Annotated in this window: 23 protein-coding genes; 21 read left to right on the top strand and 2 right to left on the bottom strand. The window is 39.7% G+C overall.

The window, feature by feature from the left end:
* Positions 1–4: 4 nt before the first annotated feature.
* The 14 genes from MHB58_RS12095 (at position 5) to spo0A (ending at position 14,851) form a co-directional block, all read left to right on the top strand.
* Complete coding sequence (locus tag MHB58_RS12095; RefSeq protein ID WP_008404244.1) at positions 5–814, top strand: MIP/aquaporin family protein; 810 nt, start codon at positions 5–7, stop codon at positions 812–814.
* Entirely contained in the window at positions 814–2,304 is a 1,491-nt protein-coding gene (gene glpK / locus MHB58_RS12090) for a glycerol kinase GlpK (protein WP_008404243.1), read from the top strand. Before MHB58_RS12095 ends, glpK begins: the two co-directional genes overlap by 1 nt.
* Before the next feature lie 117 nt (positions 2,305–2,421).
* Positions 2,422–2,688: a hypothetical protein gene (locus MHB58_RS12085; protein WP_014823478.1), complete on the top strand. Its 267-nt coding sequence runs from the start codon at positions 2,422–2,424 to the stop codon at positions 2,686–2,688.
* Positions 2,689–3,189: 501 nt separating this feature from the next.
* Positions 3,190–3,576, top strand: a complete 387-nt coding sequence (gene nusB / locus MHB58_RS12080; protein WP_008404241.1) for a transcription antitermination factor NusB — start codon at positions 3,190–3,192, stop codon at positions 3,574–3,576.
* A gap of 136 nt (positions 3,577–3,712) precedes the next feature.
* Positions 3,713–4,576, top strand: coding sequence for a bifunctional methylenetetrahydrofolate dehydrogenase/methenyltetrahydrofolate cyclohydrolase FolD (folD, locus tag MHB58_RS12075; protein WP_014823479.1), 864 nt, complete (start codon positions 3,713–3,715; stop codon positions 4,574–4,576).
* 188 nt (positions 4,577–4,764) lie between these two features.
* Complete coding sequence (gene xseA / locus MHB58_RS12070) at positions 4,765–6,123, top strand: exodeoxyribonuclease VII large subunit (RefSeq protein WP_340735316.1); 1,359 nt, start codon at positions 4,765–4,767, stop codon at positions 6,121–6,123.
* A complete protein-coding gene (xseB, locus tag MHB58_RS12065; RefSeq protein WP_008404237.1) occupies positions 6,120–6,347 on the top strand; it encodes an exodeoxyribonuclease VII small subunit in 228 nt (75 codons plus the stop codon). Before xseA ends, xseB begins: the two co-directional genes overlap by 4 nt.
* A 3-nt stretch (positions 6,348–6,350) precedes the next feature.
* Positions 6,351–7,235 carry a polyprenyl synthetase family protein gene (locus tag MHB58_RS12060; RefSeq protein ID WP_065215707.1) on the top strand — a complete coding sequence of 295 codons (885 nt, stop codon included), beginning with the start codon at positions 6,351–6,353 and terminating at the stop codon, positions 7,233–7,235.
* 89 nt (positions 7,236–7,324) lie between these two features.
* Positions 7,325–9,223 (top strand): 1-deoxy-D-xylulose-5-phosphate synthase, encoded by a 1,899-nt coding sequence (gene dxs, locus MHB58_RS12055; protein WP_008404233.1) that lies wholly within the window; start codon positions 7,325–7,327, stop codon positions 9,221–9,223.
* Between the two features lie 3 nt (positions 9,224–9,226).
* Entirely contained in the window at positions 9,227–10,045 is an 819-nt protein-coding gene (locus MHB58_RS12050; RefSeq protein ID WP_014823483.1) for a TlyA family RNA methyltransferase, read from the top strand.
* A 398-nt stretch (positions 10,046–10,443) separates the two neighbouring features.
* On the top strand, positions 10,444–10,893 hold the full coding sequence (gene ahrC, locus MHB58_RS12045) for a transcriptional regulator AhrC/ArgR (protein WP_008404230.1): 450 nt from the start codon (positions 10,444–10,446) through the stop codon (positions 10,891–10,893).
* A gap of 16 nt (positions 10,894–10,909) precedes the next feature.
* Positions 10,910–12,601 carry a DNA repair protein RecN gene (gene recN, locus MHB58_RS12040; protein ID WP_014823484.1) on the top strand — a complete coding sequence of 564 codons (1,692 nt, stop codon included), beginning with the start codon at positions 10,910–10,912 and terminating at the stop codon, positions 12,599–12,601.
* A gap of 187 nt (positions 12,602–12,788) precedes the next feature.
* Entirely contained in the window at positions 12,789–13,715 is a 927-nt protein-coding gene (locus MHB58_RS12035; RefSeq protein WP_014823485.1) for a SpoIVB peptidase S55 domain-containing protein, read from the top strand.
* Between the two features lie 344 nt (positions 13,716–14,059).
* Entirely contained in the window at positions 14,060–14,851 is a 792-nt protein-coding gene (gene spo0A, locus MHB58_RS12030; protein WP_014823486.1) for a sporulation transcription factor Spo0A, read from the top strand.
* 138 nt (positions 14,852–14,989) lie between these two features.
* Here spo0A and MHB58_RS12025 read toward each other — a convergent pair whose 3' ends face one another.
* Positions 14,990–15,466, bottom strand: a complete 477-nt coding sequence (locus tag MHB58_RS12025; RefSeq protein WP_014823487.1) for a hypothetical protein — start codon at positions 15,464–15,466, stop codon at positions 14,990–14,992.
* A 345-nt stretch (positions 15,467–15,811) separates the two neighbouring features.
* Between MHB58_RS12025 and MHB58_RS12020 the strand changes: the two genes are divergently transcribed.
* From MHB58_RS12020 to MHB58_RS12010, 3 genes are all read left to right on the top strand, one after another.
* Complete coding sequence (locus MHB58_RS12020) at positions 15,812–16,246, top strand: hypothetical protein (protein WP_014823488.1); 435 nt, start codon at positions 15,812–15,814, stop codon at positions 16,244–16,246.
* A 149-nt stretch (positions 16,247–16,395) separates the two neighbouring features.
* On the top strand, positions 16,396–17,967 hold the full coding sequence (locus MHB58_RS12015; RefSeq protein ID WP_339262275.1) for a DUF342 domain-containing protein: 1,572 nt from the start codon (positions 16,396–16,398) through the stop codon (positions 17,965–17,967).
* On the top strand, positions 17,967–18,686 hold the full coding sequence (locus tag MHB58_RS12010; protein WP_340735315.1) for a glycerophosphodiester phosphodiesterase: 720 nt from the start codon (positions 17,967–17,969) through the stop codon (positions 18,684–18,686). The genes MHB58_RS12015 and MHB58_RS12010 overlap by 1 nt, the downstream gene beginning before the upstream one ends.
* A gap of 168 nt (positions 18,687–18,854) precedes the next feature.
* Here MHB58_RS12010 and MHB58_RS12005 read toward each other — a convergent pair whose 3' ends face one another.
* Positions 18,855–19,088: a DUF2627 domain-containing protein gene (locus MHB58_RS12005; RefSeq protein WP_008404214.1), complete on the bottom strand. Its 234-nt coding sequence runs from the start codon at positions 19,086–19,088 to the stop codon at positions 18,855–18,857.
* Positions 19,089–19,491: 403 nt separating this feature from the next.
* On the opposite strand from MHB58_RS12005, the gene MHB58_RS12000 reads away from it, so the two are divergent.
* The 4 genes from MHB58_RS12000 to MHB58_RS11985 are packed head-to-tail and all read left to right on the top strand — an operon-like array spanning position 19,492 to position 24,069.
* Positions 19,492–20,586 carry a Leu/Phe/Val dehydrogenase gene (locus tag MHB58_RS12000; protein WP_014823491.1) on the top strand — a complete coding sequence of 365 codons (1,095 nt, stop codon included), beginning with the start codon at positions 19,492–19,494 and terminating at the stop codon, positions 20,584–20,586.
* Positions 20,587–20,642: 56 nt separating this feature from the next.
* Positions 20,643–22,052 carry a dihydrolipoyl dehydrogenase gene (gene lpdA / locus MHB58_RS11995; protein ID WP_340735314.1) on the top strand — a complete coding sequence of 470 codons (1,410 nt, stop codon included), beginning with the start codon at positions 20,643–20,645 and terminating at the stop codon, positions 22,050–22,052.
* 20 nt (positions 22,053–22,072) lie between these two features.
* The gene (locus MHB58_RS11990; protein WP_014823493.1) at positions 22,073–23,086 is read left to right on the top strand and encodes a thiamine pyrophosphate-dependent dehydrogenase E1 component subunit alpha; all 1,014 of its coding nucleotides are present in this window, start codon (positions 22,073–22,075) and stop codon (positions 23,084–23,086) included.
* Positions 23,086–24,069, top strand: coding sequence for an alpha-ketoacid dehydrogenase subunit beta (locus MHB58_RS11985; protein ID WP_008404210.1), 984 nt, complete (start codon positions 23,086–23,088; stop codon positions 24,067–24,069). The genes MHB58_RS11990 and MHB58_RS11985 overlap by 1 nt, the downstream gene beginning before the upstream one ends.
* Positions 24,070–24,091 lie beyond the last annotated feature (22 nt).

The following is a 24,091-nucleotide window of genomic DNA, read 5'->3' as shown; positions in this document are numbered from 1 at the left end:
GGGAATGTCAACATTTTTAGCAGAATTAGTAGGAACAATGATCTTAATTATTTTAGGTGGCGGGGTTGTTGCTGGATCCTTGTTGAAATTTTCCAAAGCGGAAAATAGCGGCTGGGTCGTAATTACGATTGCCTGGGGTTTTGCCGTGGCTATCGCGGCATATACTGTAGGCGGAGTGAGTGGTGCCCACTTAAACCCTGCATTGACAATAGCATTTGCAACAATTGGTGACTTCCCATGGGCGGATGTTCCGATGTATATTATTGCACAAATATTAGGGGCAATTCTCGGTGCAATTGTCGTATATCTTGCTTATTTGCCACATTGGTCACAAACAAAAGATCAAGATGCGAAGTTAGCTGTTTTTGCTACAATTCCTGCCATTCGTCATCCTTTGGCAAACATCGTAACAGAAATGATAGGGACTTTTATATTATTATTAGGAATTTTAGCATTAGGCGGTAATTCATTGGCGGATGGTATTAATCCGTTGCTTGTTGGTATTATTGTTATCGCCATAGGTATGAGCTTAGGCGGACCTACAGGCTATGCCATCAACCCAGCCCGTGATTTAGGACCCCGCATCGCGCATTTTTTCTTACCGATACCAGGTAAGCGTGATTCAGACTGGTCTTATGCCTTTGTGCCAATTGTCGGACCGATTATTGGTGGCGTCACAGGCGCACTGTTTTACAAACAATTCTTTTTAAATGAAAATTCAGTGGCATTTTGGCTGTTTACAACGTTATTTGTTGTCATTTGTGTCATTGCATTTATCACACAATCCAAATCCGTTAAAAAGGAGACAGTATAATGGAAAAATATATTATGGCGTTAGATCAGGGCACGACGAGTTCACGTGCCATTTTATTCAATAAAAAAGGGGATATCGTTCATACAGCACAACAGGAATTTAAACAATATTTCCCGAAATCGGGTTGGGTTGAGCATAATGCAAAGGAAATTTGGAGTTCCATTTTATCGGTAATTGCAAAGGTATTATCGGAAAATAATATTCAGGCGTCACAAATCGAAGGAGTCGGGATTACAAACCAACGAGAAACGACTGTTGTGTGGGATAAAAATACGGGTGAACCGGTATATAATGCCATCGTATGGCAATCACGCCAAACTGCGGAAATTTGTGATTCCTTAAAGGAAGCGGGGCATAATGAGCTGTTCCGTAATAAAACCGGTTTGCTCATCGATGCTTATTTTTCCGGTACGAAAGTAAAATGGATATTGGACAATGTAAAAGGAACACGAGAAAAAGCGGAAGCGGGTGACCTTTTATTCGGAACAATTGATACATGGATTATTTGGAAGCTTACAGAAGGAGCTGTTCATGTGACAGACTACTCGAATGCTTCCCGAACATTAATGTATAATATTTATGATTTAAAATGGGATGAAGAATTGCTGGACATTTTAGGGGTCCCTGCATCCATGCTTCCTGAAGTGAAACCTTCCTCTGAAATATACGGGGAAATTGCGGGTAATCATTTCTTTGGTCATCGTGTACCGATCGCAGGTATTGCAGGAGATCAACAGGCGGCATTATTCGGTCAAGCCTGCTATGAACAAGGAATGGTGAAAAATACTTACGGTACCGGTTGTTTCATGCTGATGAACACAGGTGAGGAAGCGGTAAAGTCAGAGCATGGTCTTCTTACAACTATTGCATGGGGTTATGATGGCAAAGTGACATATGCGCTTGAAGGAAGTATCTTTGTAGCCGGTTCGGCCATTCAGTGGCTTCGTGACGGACTACGGATGTTCCGGAAATCTGCTGAGAGTGAGGCATATGCTGCTCGTGTAAAAGATACAGATGGTGTGTATGTTGTGCCGGCATTTGTCGGACTTGGAACACCTTATTGGGATAGTGAAGTGCGAGGAGCGGTATTCGGTTTAACACGCGGTACGTCGAAGGAACATTTTATCCGTGCGACATTGGAATCGCTTGCCTATCAAACTCGGGACGTGTTATCGGCTATGGAATCCGATTCAGGCATCGACTTAAGGAAACTGCGCGTTGACGGTGGTGCTGTGATGAACGACTTCTTAATGCAATTCCAGTCAGATATTTTAAATGTGCCTGTTGACCGTCCTTCAGTCAATGAAACGACGGCACTTGGAGCAGCGTATTTAGCCGGATTGGCTGTCGGATTCTGGGAGAACCTCGATGAAGTGCAACAACATTGGCAACTCAATCGTCAATTCGAGCCGGCAATGGATGAAGAACAGCGTGAATCATTATTTACAGGCTGGCACAAAGCCGTTAAAGCAGCGCAAGCGTTTAAGTGATGGTAAGGAAAAGTACATGAAAATAAATGACCGGACAAGTCGTTTGGCAGTAGCTTCCTATTCTCTATTGGAATTATGCTATAATAGGTCATAATCTAGTTGAGGAGTTAAAATGATATGAGCAAAGATTATATTCGTATAGCAAATGAAGAAGATTTAAATTTGATTAACGCTTATTTTAAGCAAGCATTGGCACACTATGAAGAAGTAGGAGAGCTGATGGCAATGCAGGATATCCGATATTTCCTGGAAAATATGGAGCATTTCCAGTTCTACGTAATAAAAGAAACAGCTGAACAAATTACGTACCTATTTGAATTCCCTGAATCGGATAACAACAAGCGCGAAACAGGCACGCTAATGATCCCGTTACAGAATAATTAATTTCACATTATAATGTAAGATGCCTTCAGTAAGTTTTATAACGAGTTGATTGAAATGGAGGGGAGGCGAGTGTTCGTGCTGACGGTTTCACCTTTCGCACTGTGAAAACATTAGCTGACGGCTATCGCCTTTCGCTACAAGCAAGCTTCCTAGGGGATTAGCCCGTGGGAGAGATGAGGAACAAAAGCTAAGAACGCCACTTCCTGTGGCAACGCTTTTGTGACCAACATCCTGTTGGCCTCGGGGCCCCTGGAAAGCGTCCGACCCGCAATGGAAATCAACTACCTAATATAAAAACCTGGTATTTTATTAACGGAATTAATATAAACGACATGTTGATTTATCTCAAACATGTCGTTTTTTTATCGTAAATTTCACCATTTTAAGGAAGAATACAAAAATCTCTTTTTGCAGCCAAAAATTTTCTGTCAAACTGTGCGATGCCTTGCAAAATATGCTATGATATCAAGTAATGCTACTTATGAAGGAGAGCTATTATTTATGAAACGAACAGAGGCGCGTCAAAAAGCGTTACAAGCTTTGTTTCAGTTAGACAGCACAGAATTAACAATAGAAGAGGCAATTGGCCATGTTCTTGAAGAAGAACAAAAATCAAATGCCTTTTTGGAGCAATTAGTTCGTGGGACAACTGAAAATATCGAAGCAATTGATGCAGCGCTAGAAAAAAACCTAGAAAAATGGACGATCAACCGTCTGCCAAAAATTGAAAGAACAATTTTAAGATTAGCTGTATATGAATTATTATACGCTGAAGAAACGCCAAACAAAGTTATCATGAACGAAGCAATCGAGCTTTCTAAAACATTCGGTGACGAGAAATCAAGCAAGTTCGTCAATGGTGTACTTTCGAAATTTACTGAGCAATAAATCAACAAATGTATTCAATTCTTTAAAGATTAATATATCAAGATTTAACTGGTAGGTTGTCATAATAATCGTGTGTTTTTAATACAAGCAGTAGGCAACCTTTCCGATTGTCGTAATCACTGGAAGGAGCAACAACATGTCAAGCGTAATTATTAATGGTAAAGAAATCGGTCAAGAAATTCGAACAGGGGTCGCTACTCGTGTACAGGCGCTAAAAGAGCAAGGGATTACACCAGGCTTAGCCGTCATTTTAGTAGGCGACAATCCGGCATCCAAAACATACGTAGCAAACAAGCAAAAGTCTTGTGAGCAAATTGGGATGTATTCGGAACTTGTCAAACTACCTGAAGAAATTTCAGAACAGGCTTTACTTGAACAAATTCGTGAATTAAACGAACGAGCTTCAATTCACGGTATTCTCGTTCAGCTTCCATTACCGAAACATATCAATGAGGACAAAGTAATTCAAACGATCTCTCCGGAGAAAGATGTGGACGGATTCTCACCGATTAGTGTAGGGAAAATGATGCTTGGACAGGATACATACTTGCCATGTACTCCTTATGGGGTTATGAAAATGCTCGAACATGCGGGAATAGATGTTGCAGGAAAGCATGCAGTCATCGTAGGACGCAGCCATATCGTCGGGAAACCGATGGGGCAACTATTGTTGCAAAAAGACGCTACAGTTACATATACACATTCTAAAACACCGGATTTACCGTACTTTACGAAACAGGCCGATATTTTAATTGCGGCAGTCGGTCGTGCGAACTTTATTACAAGTGAGCATATTAAAGAAGGGGCAGTTGTCATTGATGTAGGGATTAACCGAAATGAAGACAACCGTCTATGCGGTGATGTGGATTTTGATGATGTACTAGGGATTGCTTCACATATTACACCCGTTCCAGGCGGTGTCGGCCCTATGACAATCACGATGTTACTGGAAAACACAGTACAAGCAGCTGAAAAAGAGTTAGAACGTCAAGAGAATTAATCTAACTTCAAAAATCACGATTTTGATGTAGATCAAAATCGTGATTTTTAGCTTATACGATACAATAGATAGTAAACAATAGAGAAGTAGCGGTAAATGTTCCGCTTATTTTTTAATAAACCGGGGTTTCCGTACGCAATGGAAATCACACATACAGAAAAGAACTACCGTAAAGGAGCAATACGTTTATGACATCGAATTCTTATTTATCCGTCAAAGCATTAACAAAATATATTAAGCGAAAATTTGATGCCGATCCGCATTTACGTGATGTTTACGTAACGGGAGAGCTTTCAAATGTAAAAGTACATAGTTCAGGTCATATTTATTTCACACTGAAAGATGACAGTTCACGTATTAACGCTACGATGTTCCGTTCACAGGCTTCGAAACTTTCCTTTAAGCCGGAAGAAGGGATGAAAGTTTTTATACGGGGCGATGTGAATGTCTATGAAGCGAGTGGTGCATACCAACTTTATGCACAGACGATGGAGCCGGATGGGATTGGCGGTTTGTTCGTCGCTTTTAACCAGTTAAAGGAACGTCTGCAAAATGAGGGATTGTTTAATCCAAATTTTAAACAGCCGATTCCGCAATTTCCGAAAACGATCGGTGTTTTAACGGCGACGACTGGTGCGGCTATTCGCGATATATGCACAACGATTAACCGCCGATATCCGCAGGCTGAAATTTTAATCTATCCGACGCTCGTACAAGGTGCAGGTGCGGCTCCAAACATTACAGAGAATATTTATTTAGCGAACCGCCATGGATTTTGTGATGTTCTGATAGTTGGACGTGGTGGCGGATCGATTGAAGATTTATGGGCATTTAATGAAGAAATCGTCGCACGGTCGATTTTTGAAAGCCGTATTCCGGTTATTAGTGCGGTTGGACATGAAACCGATACGACAATTGCGGATTTTGTCGCGGATTTACGTGCACCGACACCAACTGCTGCGGCAGAACTGGCTGTTCCAAATCAGCAGCAGCTGTACCAGCAAATTCTTCACTATCAGTCTATTCTTCATCAAATGATGACATCAAAGCTCAATTTTGAACGAAATCGCCTAACAAAACTGCAAAATTCCTATCCGCTTGCAACACCTGAGCGATTATATCGTCCTTTTATTGAAAGGCTTGTGCAGGTGGACTTATCACTACAAAATGCGACGAAGCTCTATATGATGAATGAAAAATCAAAGCTACAGTCAATTGACAGCAAAATGAAGCTGTATTCGCCGGTACATCAATTAATTGCTGCTAAACAGCAGCTCGAACACCGTACTCAAACGTTAACGAATCGAATGCAGCAACAGCTTGCACAAAATAAAGTTGCTTTTACAAATCAGCTGCGTATGCTGGAGGCGTTAAATCCGCTCGCATTAATGAGTAAAGGCTTCAGCGTGGCATATAAAGAGGAAAACGTAGTAAAATCAGTTCACGAGCTGGAAAAAGGCGACGTGATTCAAGTGACGTTTCAGGATGGATATGCCGAAGCGAAAATTGAGAAAAAGCATGTGCAAAAGGAAGGGGAAGCAAAGTGACAAAACCGACATTTGCGACAGCAATGACAGAATTAGAAGAAGTTGTACGTAAACTTGAACAAGGAGATGTTCCACTGGAAGAAGCCATTGACCTTTATAAAAAGGGAATGGAACTATCAAAACTTTGTCATGATACACTGCAAAATGCAGAACAACAATTAATTTCAATCGTTGGAGAAGATGGTGAAAAGAAAGCTTTCCAACAAGGAAATGGAGAAGACTAACAGATGGAAAACATGTTAAAGCAGTTTATTGATCATAATATACCGCAGCTGGAAACGACAATGTATGAACTCGTTGAATCGATCAAAGCACCGGCACATTTAAAAGAATCGATGCTGTATTCATTAAAAGCAGGGGGCAAACGAATTCGTCCGTTATTTGTTGTGGCAGTTTGCGAAATGTATAATCAGTCTCTTGAGACAAGTTATACAGTAGGATCCGCTGTTGAAATGATCCATACGTATTCGTTAATCCATGATGACCTGCCAAGTATGGATGATGATGAATTGCGCCGAGGAAAGCCAACGAATCATGTTGTGTACGGCGAAGCATTGGCAACTTTGGCTGGTGACGCTCTAAACACATTGGCATTTGGTGTCATCGCACGTCTGAATAATCTTTCTGCAGAAAAACGTATTGAGCTCGTGAACCTATTAAGTGTTGCCGCAGGTGCTGAAGGAATGGTCGGCGGACAAGTACTGGATATGGACGGAGAAAAACGTCTATTGAATCTAAAGGAGCTTGAAACAGTTCATGTAAACAAAACAGGCGCATTACTTCGTTTTAGTATTGAAGCGGGTGCTGTGCTGGCAAATGCAAGTATTTCTGATCGTGAAGCATTAGTGGAATATGCACACCATATCGGTTTAGCCTTCCAAATTCAAGATGATATTTTAGATATTGAAGGAACTTCGGAACAGCTAGGGAAAACAGCAGGAAAAGACGTAGCAAGCGATAAAAGTACATACCCTGCTTTACTTACATTAGAAGGTGCAAAACAAAAGCTTGACGAACATTATGAGCTGGCGATTGAAGCATTACAAAAAATTGACATTGATACAACATTGCTTCGACAATTTGCGCAGTATATTGTGAGACGTAGTAACTAAAATGTGTTAAACTTTTGTCTTGTGTTGTACATTGATATAATAGAAAAATCACAACGGTGAATAAACTGATGAAAAGGTGTGTGGATGAGATGGATTTAACGAAAATTTCTAGTCCATCCTTTTTGAAAGACTTGAATAAAAAGCAACTAGAAGCGCTGGCTGGAGAAATTCGCGCTTTTCTGATCGAAAAATGTTCAATTACGGGTGGTCATATTGGCCCGAATTTAGGTGTTGTTGAGCTGACGATTGCACTGCATAAAGCTTTTAACAGTCCAAAGGATAAATTTTTATGGGATGTCGGGCATCAAGCATATGTCCACAAAATTTTAACAGGCCGGGCAAGTCAATTTGACACATTGCGTCAATTTAAAGGACTATGCGGTTTCCCGAAGCTTGTCGAAAGTGAGCACGATATGTGGGAAACAGGGCATAGTTCCACGTCTTTATCTGCAGCGATGGGTATGGCTGCGGCAAGAGATATTAAAGGGGACAAAAACTTTGTTGTACCGATTATCGGTGATGGTGCATTGACAGGCGGAATGGCACTGGAAGCTTTGAACCATATTGGTCATGAAAAAACGAATATGATCGTTATTTTAAACGATAACGAAATGTCGATTGCACCGAACGTTGGGGCATTGCATGACGTTTTAGGACGCTTGCGTACGGCAAAAGAATATTCACGTGCAAAAGAAGATTTGGAATCATTAATTCATAAAATTCCAATGGTTGGCGATAAGCTGGCCGCTACTGCTGAACGTGTGAAAGACAGCCTAAAGTATTTAGTTGTTTCAGGTGTATTCTTTGAGGAATTAGGTTTCAAATATTTAGGTCCAATTGACGGACATGATTTTGAAGCATTGGAAAAAACATTGGAATATGCGAAAAAAGTACAAGGTCCTGTACTAGTCCATGTATTGACGAAAAAAGGTAAAGGCTACAAACCTGCCGAAGACGATACAATTGGTACTTGGCATGGAACAGGTCCATATAAAATGGAAACGGGTGCTTTCGTAAAATCTTCTACAAAAGGTCCGGCATGGAGCAGCTTAGTGGCGGAGTCGGTTCGTAAATGCATGAAGGAAGATAACCGTATTGTAACAATTACACCGGCAATGCCTGTCGGTTCTAAACTTGAAGGAATTCAAAAAGACTTCCCGAATCGCTTCTTTGATGTCGGGATTGCCGAGCAGCATGCAACAACAATGGCGGCAGGTCTTGCAACACAGCATATGAAACCGTTTTTATCGATTTATTCTACGTTTTTACAGCGTGCATATGACCAGGTGCTGCATGATATTGCACGTCCGAATTTAAATGTTTTCATCGGTATTGACCGTGCTGGCCTTGTTGGCGCGGACGGTGAAACACATCAAGGCGTATTTGATATTTCGTTCTTGCGACATATTCCAAATATTGTCCTGATGATGCCTAAAGATGAAAATGAAGGTCAGCATATGGTGAAAACAGCAATTGATTATAATGATGGTCCAATTGCGCTTCGTTACCCTCGCGGCAATGGCTTAGGCGTTGAAATGGATGCGGAAATGAAAGCATTGCCGATCGGTTCATGGGAAGTGTTGCGTGAAGGTACGGATGCGGTGATTCTGACATTCGGTACAACGATTCCAATGGCAATGAAGGCAGCAGAACAATTGGCATACCAAGGCATTGATGTACGTGTTGTTAATGCACGTTTCATTAAACCGATGGATGAAGCAATGCTGCATGAGATTATGCAGGAAAACCTGCCGATTTTAACGATTGAAGAATCATTGCTGCAAGGCGGATTCGGCAGTGCTGTGCTGGAATTTGCATTTGATAAGAAGTACCGTAATGTTCAAATTGAGCGTATCGGGATTCCGGATGAATTTATCGAGCATGGTGAAGTTGATTTATTATTAGAAGAAATAAACGTGACAGCTGAAGAAGCGGTAAAACGTATTACGCAGCTTGTACCGAATAAACAGTCGGATAGGGTTAAATAAAGAATGACAAAGCAAAAAAAAGAACGAGTAGATGTAATGCTTGTTGAGCGCGGGTTATGTGAGACGCGTGAAAAGGCAAAACGCTCGATTATGGCTGGTCTCGTGTTTTCAAACGAAATCCGCATTGATAAAGCAGGGGAAAAAATCGAAATCGATGCACCGCTGCAAGTTAAAGGCTCACAGTTAAAATATGTGTCACGAGGCGGTTTAAAGCTGGAGAAGGCACTGGAAATTTTTGATCTAACTGTTGAAGGTAAGCTAATGCTTGATATCGGCTCTTCAACAGGCGGATTTACAGATTGTGCACTGCAAAACGGCGCCCGTCACTGCTATGCACTGGACGTAGGATCAAACCAGCTTGCATGGAAAATCCGTTCGGATGAGCGTGTAACGGTTATGGAAAAAACCAATTTCCGTTATACAAAGCCTGAAGACTTGATAGAAGGCTTACCAAGTTTTGCAACCATCGATGTTTCCTTCATTTCGTTATCACTGATTTTGCCTGTGCTAAAAACCATTTTAGTGCAAGGTGGCGATGTTATGGCACTTGTAAAGCCGCAATTCGAAGCAGGTCGTGAAAATGTCGGGAAAAAAGGAATTGTCCGTGAACCGAAAGTCCATTTAGCTGTTTTAGAAGAAACAGCAAAAATGGCAACAGAAATCGGATTTGTCGTAAAGGATGCTTCGTATTCACCGATTACAGGCGGCGAAGGGAATATTGAATTTTTATTCCATCTGTATAATCCGCATGACGGTGAAGAGGTAGAAGCCTTCACAAATTTCGAGCAAGTCGTAAAAGACGCGCATATGCAGCTGAAATAATGTAAGCACAAAACAGATTCCTATGGATTTGTTTTGTGTTTTTGTTTATTTATGGACATATTAAAAGAGGCATACATTTTTGCTGAAAACGGGAGTTGATTGGAATGGAGGGCGGCGACTCCTAGGGGAATAGCCCGTGGGAGAGACTACAGGCTCGAGCCGGGCCCCTGGAAAGCGTCCGCCCGCAATGGAAATCAACGGACTTTGTAAAGGAGTGTTCTAGGGAAACAGGACAAAATTTATGCGAAATTTGCAGCTGATTACTTTCCTGTTTATGTAGAAAACAGTCGGAAAAAACGGATTTTTGAACATATGTACGGTTTTTTCTTGTTTTTCCTTTATGCAAATGGTAGTGTAAATATACATATATTCTTAAACATTTTAATGAGGTGACTTTTGTGAACAAAGGACAGCGCCATATACGCATCCGTGATATTATTACAAATAACGAAATCGAGACACAGGACGATTTAGTCGATCAGCTGAAAAATGCGGGTTACAACGTCACACAAGCAACGGTTTCACGAGATATTAAAGAATTGCATTTAGTAAAAGTACCGCTACAGGACGGTCGTTATAAATATAGTTTACCAGCTGACCAACGTTTCAACCCAATTCAAAAATTGCATCGTTCGTTGGCAGATGCTTTTGTTTCAATTGATGGTGCTTCACATTTTCTAGTCATGAAAACATTGCCGGGGAATGCGAATGCAATCGGATCATTGCTTGACCATCTGGACTGGACAGAAATATTAGGAACGATTTGTGGGGACGATACGATTTTAATCATGTGTCGAACAGAGGACGAACGTGAAGAAATAAAAAATCGCTTATTAGATATGCTGTAAACCGAGGTGGAATGGTTTGTTAAGAGAATTAAGCATTCGAAATTTTGCTATTATTGATGATTTAACCGTTAGTTTTTTTGGTGGTTTAACTGTTTTGACAGGTGAAACTGGTGCCGGAAAATCGATTATTATTGATGCGGTTAATATATTGGCTGGCGGGCGCGGATCAACGGAGTTTATCCGCCACGGAGAGAAAAAGGCGGAGCTTGGCGGATTATTTCATGTAGATAATAGTCAGCATCCGATTTTTGCAAAACTTGAAGAACATGGGATTGAATCAGAAGAAGACACGATTATTTTACGACGGGACCTGCATGATTCAGGGAAAAGTGTTTGCAGAGTGAACGGCAAACTTGTCCCATTATCTGTTTTGCGTGATATTGGCGGCAGTTTAATTGATATTCATGGGCAACATGAAAACCAGGAGCTTATGGATGAAAAATTCCATATCAATTTACTGGATCATTATGCACATAATAAGCTTCAGCCTGTGAAAGCAAGGTACGATGAAGCGTTTGAAGCGTATCGTCAGTTAAAAAGAGAAGTGGCTGAGCTAAGTATGGACGAGCAGCGGATGGCACAGCGCATTGATTTATATCAATTCCAAATTCAGGAGCTGGAACAGGCCGGATTAAAAGTTGACGAAGAAGAAGCATTGGATGAAGAACGACTTCGTTTAATGAATTTCCATAAAATATTCGAACGTGCGAATATTGCATATTCAGCGATTTCCGATGATGGAACCGGACTGGATTTCATTGGTAATGCCATGAATGCACTGGAGGATATTGTTGCACTCGATTCGAATTTCAAAGAGGCTTCAGAAGCGGTCACTTCCAGCTTTTATGCATTGCAGGATGCAGCATATCAAGTGAAAAATGTGCTGGATGATTTAGAGTATGACGCTGAGCGTTTGAATGAGGTCGAGCAGCGTCTTGCTTTATATCAAAATATGAAACGTAAGTATGGAACGACAGTTGAAGAGATTTTAACGTATCACGAAAAAATCGAAGAAGAGTTGAGCCAGCTTATGAACCGAGATGAAACATTGCAGAAAAATGAGCAATTGCTGGCGAAAATGGAAGCAGACTTAAATAAAATTGCAGAAGAATTGACGACAATCCGCAAAGAAAATGCAATTAAGCTAAGTGATGCGATTATGAATGAACTACGTATGCTGCATATGGAAAAAGCGCAGTTTATCGTTAAATTCGAGCCATTGAATCAGCTGGACGCAAACGGCAAGGATTTTGTCGCATTCTATATTTCAACAAATGTTGGGGAACCACCGAAGTCCTTGCCTAAAGTCGCTTCCGGAGGGGAACTTTCCCGTATGATGTTGGCACTTAAAACAATTTTCTCTTCATCAAATGGTATTACGTCAATTATTTTTGATGAGGTTGATACAGGTGTCAGCGGACGTGTAGCACAGGCAATTGCAGAAAAGATTGCAGCAATTTCAGTCAATTCACAAGTATTATGTATTTCTCACTTGCCGCAAGTTGCTGCAATGGCGGATCATCATTACTACATTAAAAAGCAAGTAGAGCATAACCGTACATTTACGTCGATTACGGAAATGGAAGAAAAGGAACGAATCGTGGAGATCAGCCGCATGATGAGTGGAGCTGAAATAACAGACCTGACATTACAACATGCTTCGGAATTAATTCATATGGCCAATGAACGTAAAGAAATGATGAACTAAATTTAAAAACGTCTAAAATTAATAAAATTTTAGACGTTTTTTTATTTTTTTAACCGTATAAGTTTCAATGTCCCTAAGCAGCAAGGATTAAAACGAATACATTCTAATTTTTCCTCATATCAACAAAATTTTTCCGTTCATAACTCCGTCAAATTTTCACATAGTAAGCGCATAGAGGAGGTGAAGGATGATTAAAAAATGGTCGATACTCGTTGCATTGCTTTTTATGTTATCACCAATAGAAGTATTGGGGAAATCGTTAATTCCAATGGGCCATTCAATTGGCGTTCAGTTGGAGATGCCTTATGTAATGGTTGCACAGGACGTATTATTGGAAAATAGTGAGTGGTTGAAAAAGGGAGAACATATTTTAAAACTAAATGGTGAAAAAGTAAGCCAGTTAGATGACATTGCCGGCAAAGGCGAATCATTTACACTGACCGTTGAGAATGGAAAGCAACAACGAGACATCAACGTATCAGCTCATGAACTGGTGCATTTAAAACCATTTTTAAAAAGTGAAACTGATGGAATAGGTACTTTAACGTATATCGATCCTGAAACGATGGAATACGGAGCGCTTGGACATCAAATTGTAGATTCTACAATGAAGCAGCCTCCAAAATTTAATGATGGTGCAATCTTTGAAGCATCAATCTCACAAGTGAAGAAAAGTACGCCTGGACAACCAGGGTATAAAATTTCAGTTGTAGATAAATCACAAATGCCACTCGGTTCAGTAATAACCAATGATGTCTACGGAATTTTTGGTAATTGGAAACAATCATTACATGACAGTTTGCATCCACCGCTGGAAATTATACATGCAAATGAATTAAAAAAGGGTAAAGCACAAATCTTAACAGCAATCGACGGAGAAGAAGTCAATTTATTTGATATCGAAATTGACAAACAAACGGATAATACGTTTACATTCAATGTCGTCGATGAACGTCTTATAAAGAAAACGGGCGGTATTGTTCAAGGGATGAGCGGGAGTCCTATTATACAGAATAACCAGTTTGTTGGTGCGGTAACACATATGTTTATCGAAGAACCAACAAAAGGTGCCGGTATTCTTGTTATTGAAATGCTGAAAAAGAGCCCGTATTAAAATACTTTAGACTATACTTTTTAATAAAGTGTAGTCTTTTTTTGCTTTTTTCATTACAATAGTATATAAAGATAAATCGACAAATGTAGAACCATAAATTTCCTTGTCGATAAAGTAAGAAAAGATAATACTTGTTGCTCATTTTTTGTGTAAGAAAAGGAAATTTAGTAATTCTGTCGAAACTTCACTAAAGGACAATGCAAAATAAGAGAGAACGAAGGACAACTGTCATTCATTTTTGTTACAATTGTATTACAAAAGAAGTTTAGACATTTGTAAGAAAACTCATACAATTTGCTATTGTAATGAATATATAAGAAATAGAATTTAAAGGGGGATTTTGTTTGTCAAAGGTGAAAATTGCGATTGCAGATGATAATCGCGAATTAGTAAAAATGATGGAAGTGTATTTTACAAATCATCCGCAAATTGAAATTGTTGCTACAGCATCCAACGGAAAAATATGTATTAAAATGTTGGAAGAGCATAAAATCGATGTTCTACTATTGGATATCATTATGCCGCATTTGGATGGACTGGCTGTATTGGAAGAAATGTATAACGATGAGCGTTATACACAGACACAAGTCATTATGCTAACTGCATTTGGACAAGAAGATGTAATGAAACAGGCTGTGAATTACGGTGCTTCTTACTTCATGTTGAAACCTTTTGAGTTTGAGCAGCTTGTTCAAAAAATTCTACATTGTGCAGGCAAGAAAGTCGAACAGGAAAAACGTGTACCGGTTTTATCAACGAACACCCCTGCAAAAATGGATACACGCTTATTGGATACAACGATTACAGGCATCATTAAAGAGATTGGTGTACCTGCACATATAAAAGGATATGCTTATTTACGTGAAGCGATCCAGATGGTTTACAATGACATTGAATTATTAAGCTCGGTTACAAAAATTTTATATCCGGAAATCGCGAAAAAATTCGGGACAACCCCGTCACGTGTGGAACGTGCAATTCGCCATGCCATTGAAGTAGCCTGGAACCGCGGCAGCTATGAGAATATCTCAGAACTGTTCGGGTATACAGTGCACCATATGAAATCAAAACCGACAAACTCAGAGTTCATTGCCATGATTGCAGATAAAATTCGTATTGAGATGGTGGCGAGTTAAGCACTCACTTGAGTTCATTTTGCCTCGGAAACTTATTATAATATTACTTTTATATAAACGCCTTCTAGAACAATTGTTCAAGAAGGCGTATTTTTGGCTTTAAGCCCGTTCTTAGTAAGAATTGATCATTCGCTGTTCTTATACCAAGCCAAAGGAATTATCCATTCTAGTCGCTATAGTTGAAATGTCTTCATCAACGTATATGAACGTATCCTTCGTTATTATATAACTATCAACAGCTTGCGCTAAATATTCATCATTTTCTAGTATTTCTTTTAATTTTTCACTAACATAGTAACAATCGTCAGATCGATCATAAGAGCAATCTTCTACTTCACTATCAATGCCGACTTCTTTAAAGTAGTTAGCCATTTTCTTTAAAATATTATCTAATTTTTTATCAGAGAAATACTTATATTCGCTGCCGTCAAACATCTTAATATATAAATATTCGAACTTATATTCACTCCATAGTTCCTCCTCATTCATAAGGAATAGGAAAAGAAATCGTTCCTCTGTTTTATCATTTCTATAATATATTTCTTCTGTATTCAGCTCATAACTTTTAATTCTTTTTAGAAAAAGTCTTTTGTTATCTAATACAATAACACTCATTACATAATCATCCTTTTACATTCATTGATAATTTATGAGTATTCTAACCTAAAAAGAGATTTTTTAGTCTTTGTGATCATATAAATTGAATTTTGACTTAAAATATTTGTAATTTACGTTTAACAAAAAATAACAAAGGGTAAAATTAGGTAGCAAGGCTAAGAAATTCTTCGTCTTCGTTTTTACCTCCTTTCTTTGGATAATATGTTTGAAAACGTATTGTTCTATTTGTGTCTAGCTGTTGCTGGACACTTTTTTTGTTGTCATAGGATTTTAATATTAATTTCATATTATTAATACAATTTCGAAGTAAAATAGGGGGACAACAATAAGGAGCGATGATAAATGAAACGATGGAAATTCATAATAATCCTGCTCGGCGTCCTGACATTTGTTCTTCTAGTAAGATTTCCGTATGATTTAGATGCATCCTCTACGATAACAGCCAATTCTCCTGATGAGGTTGTAAAAAAATATAAAGAAGAATTACATGTACAACGTGAGACATGTTATAACGATATATTGCTGCTCGGTACATTAAGCAACTCACAGCTTCAAACGATGGAAATGGAGCTTGAGAATTATTTAAATGAGCTGGGAATATTAAGAAACGAGATCATCGAAAATGATATACACCATCAAAACTTAACTAATTCAATTGAACTAGATATTTTGATGATCAATAGAACACTTATGGCTATTGAGACACAAGACGAAAGTTACTTAACTGACCTGTCAGATATGTACCATAATTTACTCCAATTTCAACGTTCACTATAATAAAATATTTTAGGTATTTATAACTTATGAGTCAGATGCTTTTCATATTAATTGATGGACATGCTAAAAAACCTCCTATTCATCCAATATTTAACTAAACAAATATCGACTATTTGTATATACTGTAATGTATGAGGAGGTGGAAGGGCATGGTTATTTATGAAAATCATTTTTTTGAAATAATAAAAGAAGATAGGAAAGTATATATCCACACACGAAAACCAGGCTTCATGCTAAAAGATTTTGAAACGATATTGCGCCAACATCCTCGTATTAAACTTACAAATTTCGCATTATTAAAAAAAGAATTGAATGAAGTTACCGACAAATCGATAGAAATCGGAATATGGCTCCCATCAATAATGATCGAAATTTCACGAGATAAAATGTCAGCATCGCTTTTTGTATATGAGACAGTGGAGTATATAAAAGAAAACGTACAGTCCATTCAGAATAGAGTTCAGATACTTTTAGCTGAAAATAACATAACGCACGGGATTTTAAATGTAAATCTGGAATCCATTGTCACTTCGAAGGCAACATTAATTGCGCAAGGTACCCCACCTGTCCAAGGAAATGATGCACAAATTACCTATTTAGAATTACCTGAGCGGAAACCGGTCATAAGAGAAGATGGTAAAGCCGATTATTATGATATGAACTTCATTTATGAAATTGAAGAAGGCGCATGGCTTGGTGAGAAAATTCATGCACAGCCAGGTACTCCGGGAATAAATATTTTTGGAGAGTCAATTCCTGCTCCTTTTGGGCGAGATTTGCAGTTAAAGTATGATCGGAAATCGGCATATGAAGTCGAGGAAGATGGAAAAACGGTACTACGATCGAAAATTAGCGGAGTAGTTGAAGAACATGAAGGAATGGTAAGTGTTAACCACCATTTACCGATTGTTGGTGATGTCGGCATAGAAACCGGTAATATTGAATTTAATGGGTCTGTCTCGATTAAGGGAACAGTCCAGCCAGGTTTTTCGGTTATAGCAAATGGAGATATTTCAATTGAAGGTCCAGAAGGTGTATCCGGCGCAAAATTGATCAAATCCCTATATGGAGATATTTTCATTCGAGGGGGCATATTCGGGTTATGCGAAACGCTTGTTGAAGCTGCCGGGGATATATTCGTTAAACATGTGAATGACGCCCATTTAGTTGCAGGTCAAAATCTGAATATTGGATTTTATTCATTAGGATCCAACTTATCCGCACATTCCATATTGGTCGATGAGCGGAAAGGGAAAATTATCGGTGGTACAGCAATCGCAAAAAGTACTATCGTTACGGCATGTACCGGAAATCGATTGGAAAGACAGACTGAATTAATTATTAATAGCATAAATAAAGCACAAAGTCTTGAGGTTATTCAATACAAGGCATCTCTGCTAAAATCAATGCAGGAAGATATGGTGCAGCTAGAGAGTCAAATAGATCGCATCCTACCCGTTATACATACGTTAACACAACGACAATTGGCAGCACTTGAGATAACAAAGCAAAAGCTCGCTTCCACTAAGGAAACAGCGCAAAATTTAGATCGGGAAATTAAACAATTAATGAACGATTTACGTGAAGTTAGTAAAGCAGAGATTCATGTGACGAAAGAAGCATATCCTGGTACATATATACAGATTGGCAAAAAGTCCACTGTTTTGACGTCTATTACAAATGGGCGATTTTTAATAGAAAATGGAGAGTTGAATGTATAATGAATGACATACCCATTTTTGCCCATCGAGGGGCATCGAGCTTTCACTTAGAAAATACATTTGCTGCCTTTAAAAAAGCGAAAGAACTTGGGGCAGATGGCATTGAACTGGATCTCCAAGTTTCAAAGGATGGCATTTTAGTGGTGTTTCACGACAATGACTTAAAAAGACTGGCCGGCATTAATAAAATGATTAATCAGTGTTCTTATGACGAGCTCATTCACTATAAATTAGGTCCGCGGTTTAAACGGCTGTTTCGTCGTGACCGGATGATTGCTTTTGCGGATGTACTGGAGTGGGCGAATGCAGAAAATATTGCGTTGAATGTGGAGCTAAAAGAATCGCTAATAACGAACGAAAATGTGCTGAAGGAATTATTGCATACAATTACTTTACCTGAAAACAGTCATTTCTCGTCATTTCACGAATCTTTATTAAAAATTGTGAAAGAAATTCGGCCGGACATCGAGACGGGGTTTATTATAACGAGAAAATTCTATTGGGGAACATTAGAGGAGCAAAATTTTTTTGATGCGATACATGCACATAAACGGTACTATAAAGGTCAATATTTAGAGGCTTGTAAAACAGCCAATATCGGCATGCGTTTTTACGGAATTCAGGGTAATGAATCTTTTCTGAAAAAGCCCCATTCAATTGTAAAAGGGTGGATTACAGATTTCCCCCATTTAGTTCGGGAAGCCCAGGTGAATCGGTAAGTTTGATTTGTTAAGGGGGAATATTACAATTTTCGCCAAATTACTTTCACGTTAATAATTTAGTGTCATGTTACAATAAATTTACTCTTCCTGAAAAAAGAGTTAACTGAATATACGAAAAAAATCAAATTTCCTCCCAGAGAAAAATTTGATTTTTTTATTGTAGACCTATTTCTGCCAGCGTTCGGATACTTTGCCGCGCTTGCGATCCCGATGCAGTAAAAAACCTGCAAAAAATAAAAATGAAACGGCAAAAAAGATGGCACCAACAATGAATTGTAACCAAATCCATGGAAATGGTGAAATTAAAATCCCGAATAATGTATCCCGCATAAATTTTATCCCTGCAGCCATTAAAATTGCGGGAATGACTAGTACGATAAATGCAGCCATACGTGCCATTTTCAAACCTCCTTCAGACTATAAACAGTGAATGAAACAATGTCTCTGATTATTTTAGTATCACTTAATTTTACAATGCAGGTAGAGAAAGTCAATAATCGGGTATAGATTCATAGAATGGAAATATAGGCTTAGTAAAAAAAATACCTAAATAACTATATTAGAATAGTTTATTCGAAAGTAATTTTAATCGGTTTTCAAATGCATTTATAGGTAAAAATTGTCCGAATATTCTAATTTAAATTAAATTGGGGATTTCTAGTTGCATCCTTTTAGATTTATAAGTATTGTAAAAATAACGATAATAAAATTATACAAATTTAAGTATTTATTATCTCTAATTAACAGAAAATAATAATATACGAGAAAGTAAGCGCTTTCTTGAGTGGAGGGGTATAGTGTTATGGAAATTTTCAAGTACATGCAGAAATATGATTTTGAACAAGTAGTCTTTTGCCAAGATGAGGCATCGGGGTTAAAAGCGGTTATTGCTATTCATGATACAACATTGGGTCCAGCTCTTGGGGGTTCGCGCATGTGGACATATGCCTCAGAGGAAGCAGCTATTGAAGATGCACTACGTCTAGCACGCGGCATGACTTATAAGAATGCGGCGGCAGGCTTAAATCTAGGTGGCGGTAAAACAGTTATTATTGGAGATCCATTCAAAGATAAAAACGAAGAAATGTTCCGTGCATTGGGACGATTCATTCAAGGTTTGAATGGTCGATATATTACGGCAGAAGATGTAGGTACAACAGTTGCAGATATGGATTTAATCCATGAAGAAACAAATTATGTAACAGGTATTTCACCGGCATTCGGCAGCTCTGGCAATCCATCGCCAATTACAGCATATGGTGTATTTTTAGGGATGAAGGCAGCAGCGAAAGAAGCGTTTGGAGATGATTCACTGGCAGGCCGTAAAGTAGCAGTTCAAGGTCTTGGGAATGTTGCGTACACTTTATGTGAATACTTGTATAATGAAGGAGCGAAACTAATCGTAACTGACATTAATCAGCAAGCAATCGACCGTGTCGTTGCAGATTTTGGAGCGGTAGCTGTAGCACCTGATGCGATTTACGAACAGGATGTGGATATTTTCTCACCATGTGCACTTGGCGCTATCGTTAATGACCAAACGATTCCGACGCTCAAAGCGAAAGTTATCGCTGGATCTGCAAACAATCAGCTGGCAGAATCAAGACATGGTAAGGTACTGCATGATTTAGGAATTGTTTATGCACCGGATTACGTGATTAATGCAGGCGGGGTTATTAATGTTGCAGACGAGTTATACGGTTATAATCGTGAGCGTGCAATGAAGCGTGTTGAAACGATTTACACAAGCTTGGAAAAGATTTTTGCAATATCAAAAGAAGAAGATATTCCGACTTATTTGGCAGCAAACCGTTTAGCAGAAGAGCGTATTGCTCGTGTAGCGAAATCCCGCAGTCAGTTCCTTCAAAACGAAAAGAATATATTAAACGGTCGCTAAGACGCGATTACGAAAGAAGAAATTGATTTTGTTACTGGAAAAAAGGGGTGTCGGTTATGGCAAAAGATTATGATGTCGTTATTTTAGGCGGGGGCACAGGCGGTTATGTAGCCGCAATCCGTGCATCACAACTCGGACTGAAAACGGCAATCGTCGAAAAAAACAAAATGGGGGGTACTTGCCTGCATGCGGGCTGTATTCCGACAAAAGCATTGCTCCGAAGTGCCGAAGTATATGTGCAATCGAAAAAGGCACTTGATTTTGGGATTGAAGTGAATGATGTCAAAATCGACTTTGAACGAGTCCAACAAAGAAAGTCTAGTGTTGTAGATAAACTTTACAAAGGCGTTCAGCACTTGATGAAAAAAGGGAAAATCGATGTATATGATGGTTTCGGCCGTATTTTAGGACCATCTATTTTCTCTCCGATGCCAGGTACAATCTCGGTGGAAATGAATGATGGCACAGAAAACGAGATGCTTGTGCCGCAAAACGTCATCGTTGCGACAGGTTCTCGCCCTCGTACATTGGACGGTTTGAAAGTTGATGGGAAAAAGGTGTTCACATCAGATGAATTTCTGACGATCGAAAAGCTTCCGAAGTCAGCCATTATTATCGGTGGTGGTGTAATCGGTGTCGAGTGGGCGTCGATGCTCACTGATTTTGATGTAGAAGTCACAATCATAGAGTTAGGTGACCGTCTGCTGCCGACTGAAGATGCAGCAATTTCAGCGGAGATGCTGAAATCTTTGAAAAAGCGCGGAGTGAACGTTCATTTCAATGTAAAACTCGATCCTTCGGCAATTGATACAAAGGAAAATGTAGCGCTTCAAGTAAATGATGAAACCATTTCAGCGGAAGCACTTTTACTTTCAGTTGGAAGGGTAGCAAACACGGCAAATATCGGCTTGGAAAACACAGAAATTGAACTGAACAATGGGTATATTTCAGTAAACGAACATTTCCAGACGAAAGAACGTCATATATATGCTATAGGAGACGTCATCGGCGGTATGCAGTTGGCACATGTTGCTTCACATGAAGGAATTCGTGCTGTCGAGCATATTGCGGGACAGAATTCGATTCCTCTACATTATGCAAATATTGCACGAGGCGTCTACAGTAATCCGGAAGTCGCAAGTGTCGGACTTACAGAAGAGCAAGCAAAAAACAACGGCTATAAAGTTGTGACAACGACATTCCCGTTTAAAGCAATCGGTAAAGCGATTGTGTATGGTGAAACAGCAGGCTTTGTGAAAGTAGTTGCGGATGAAAGTTCGAATGATGTTGTCGGTGTCCATTTAATTGGACCGCATGCAACGGATTTAATATCTGAAGCTGCACTAGGTTTATTTTTAAATGCCTCGCCATGGGAAGTTGGACAGATGGTGCATTTGCATCCTTCATTAAGCGAAATCATCGGGGAGGCCGCGCTGGCGATTGAAGGAAAAGCGATTCATTTTTAAGAGTGACAAGGGGGTATTTTATGACTGACATTACAACAATAACACATGAACAACTTGGGTTAACGGATGAAGAGGTACTGAAAATGTACGAAACGATGTTAATGGCACGCCGCATTGATGAGCGGATGTGGCTGTTAAACCGTGCAGGAAAAATACCGTTTGTTATTTCATGCCAAGGACAAGAGGCAGCTCAAGTAGGTGCTGCCTTTGCCCTTGATCATACAAAGGATTATATTGCGCCGTACTATCGTGATATGGGGGTTGTCCTTCATTTTGGGATGACGGCAAAAGATTTAATGCTTTCGGCGTTTGCGAAAGCGGAAGACCCAAACTCTGGCGGGCGTCAAATGCCGGGACACTTCGGGCAAAAGAAAAATCGTATACTTACGGGTTCTTCTCCTGTAACGACACAAGTACCGCATGCGGTCGGTGTCGCACTTGCAGGGAAAATGCAGCAAAAGGACTTTATCACATTTGTAACACTCGGTGAAGGTTCGTCAAACCAAGGAGACTTCCATGAAGGGGCAAACTTTGCGGGAGTGCATAAATTGCCGGTTATTATCATGGTAGAAAACAACCAATATGCCATTTCTGTTCCGGTTGAGCGACAACTGGGCTGTGCACAAGTATCTGACCGTGCAATCGGCTACGGGATGCCTGGTGTAACGGTAGACGGCAAAAATCCGCTGGAAGTATACAAAGTGGTGAAAGAAGCGGCTGATCGTGCTCGACGCGGTGAAGGGCCTTCACTGATCGAAACGGTTTCGTTCCGACTGACAGCCCATTCTTCTGATGATGACGATCGTCAATATAGAACAGCTGAGGATATTGCAGAAGGAAAAGCAAAAGACCCGATTATTTTATTTGAAACATACTTAAAAGACTGTGGTGTAGCAGACGATGCGTTATTGGAACAAATGAACAAAAAAATTATGGATACTGTCAATGAAGCGACAGATTATGCAGAAAATGCAGCTTATGCCCCGCCAGAACATGCATTGCGTTTTGTGTATGCGGAAGGAGAAGATGCGTAATGCCGGTAATTTCTTATATTGATGCGATTAACTTAGCAATGAAAGAAGAAATGGAGCGAGATGACAGTGTCTTCGTATTAGGTGAAGATGTTGGGTTGAAAGGCGGGGTGTTCAAAGCGACAACAGGCCTGTATGACCAATTCGGGGAAGCGCGCGTATTGGATACACCGTTAGCTGAAAGTGCGATTGCCGGTGTTGCAATTGGTGCAGCGATGTACGGCATGCGTCCAATTGCTGAAATGCAGTTTGCGGACTTTATTATGCCTGCTGTAAACCAGATTGTTTCGGAAGCGGCGAAAATCCGTTACCGTTCAAACAATGACTGGAGCTGTCCTTTAGTTGTGCGTGCACCATTTGGTGGGGGAATTCATGGTGCCCTTTATCACTCGCAATCGGTTGAAGCGATGTTTGCAGGTACTCCTGGCTTGAAGATTGTCATTCCGTCCACACCGTATGATGCGAAAGGGTTGTTAAAAGCAGCCATTCGCGACCCAGATCCGGTTCTGTTTTTCGAGCATAAACGTGCATACCGTCTTATTAAAGGGGAAGTGCCGACAGATGATTATACATTGCCGATCGGAAAAGCCGATGTGAAGCGTGAAGGCGATGATGTGACAGTTATTACGTATGGCCTTGCAGTACATTTTGCATTGCAGGCAGCAGAGCGTCTAGCAAAAGACGGTATCGAAACGCATATTCTAGATTTACGTACTGTTTACCCGTTAGATCAAGAAGCCATTATTGAAGCTGCAAGAAAAACAGGAAAAATTCTACTGATTACTGAGGATAATAAAGAAGGCAGCATTATGGGTGAAGTGGCGGCCATCATTGCTGAGCATTGCTTATTTGAACTGGATGCACCGATCAAGCGCCTCGCAGGTCCGGATGTTCCCGCAATGCCATATTCACCAACAATGGAAAAGTTCTTTATGATTAATCCTGATAAAGTAGAAAAAGCAATTCGCGAACTCGCAGAATTCTAGTTAATAGAATTGGGATTGTATA

Origin of the sequence: Solibacillus sp. FSL K6-1554 (genome assembly GCF_038005185.1) — a bacterium.
In the GTDB taxonomy this organism is placed as follows: domain Bacteria; phylum Bacillota; class Bacilli; order Bacillales_A; family Planococcaceae; genus Solibacillus; species Solibacillus silvestris.
The sequence above is the reverse complement of the archived record's forward strand: the minus strand, read 5'-3'. Positions and strand labels throughout refer to the sequence as shown.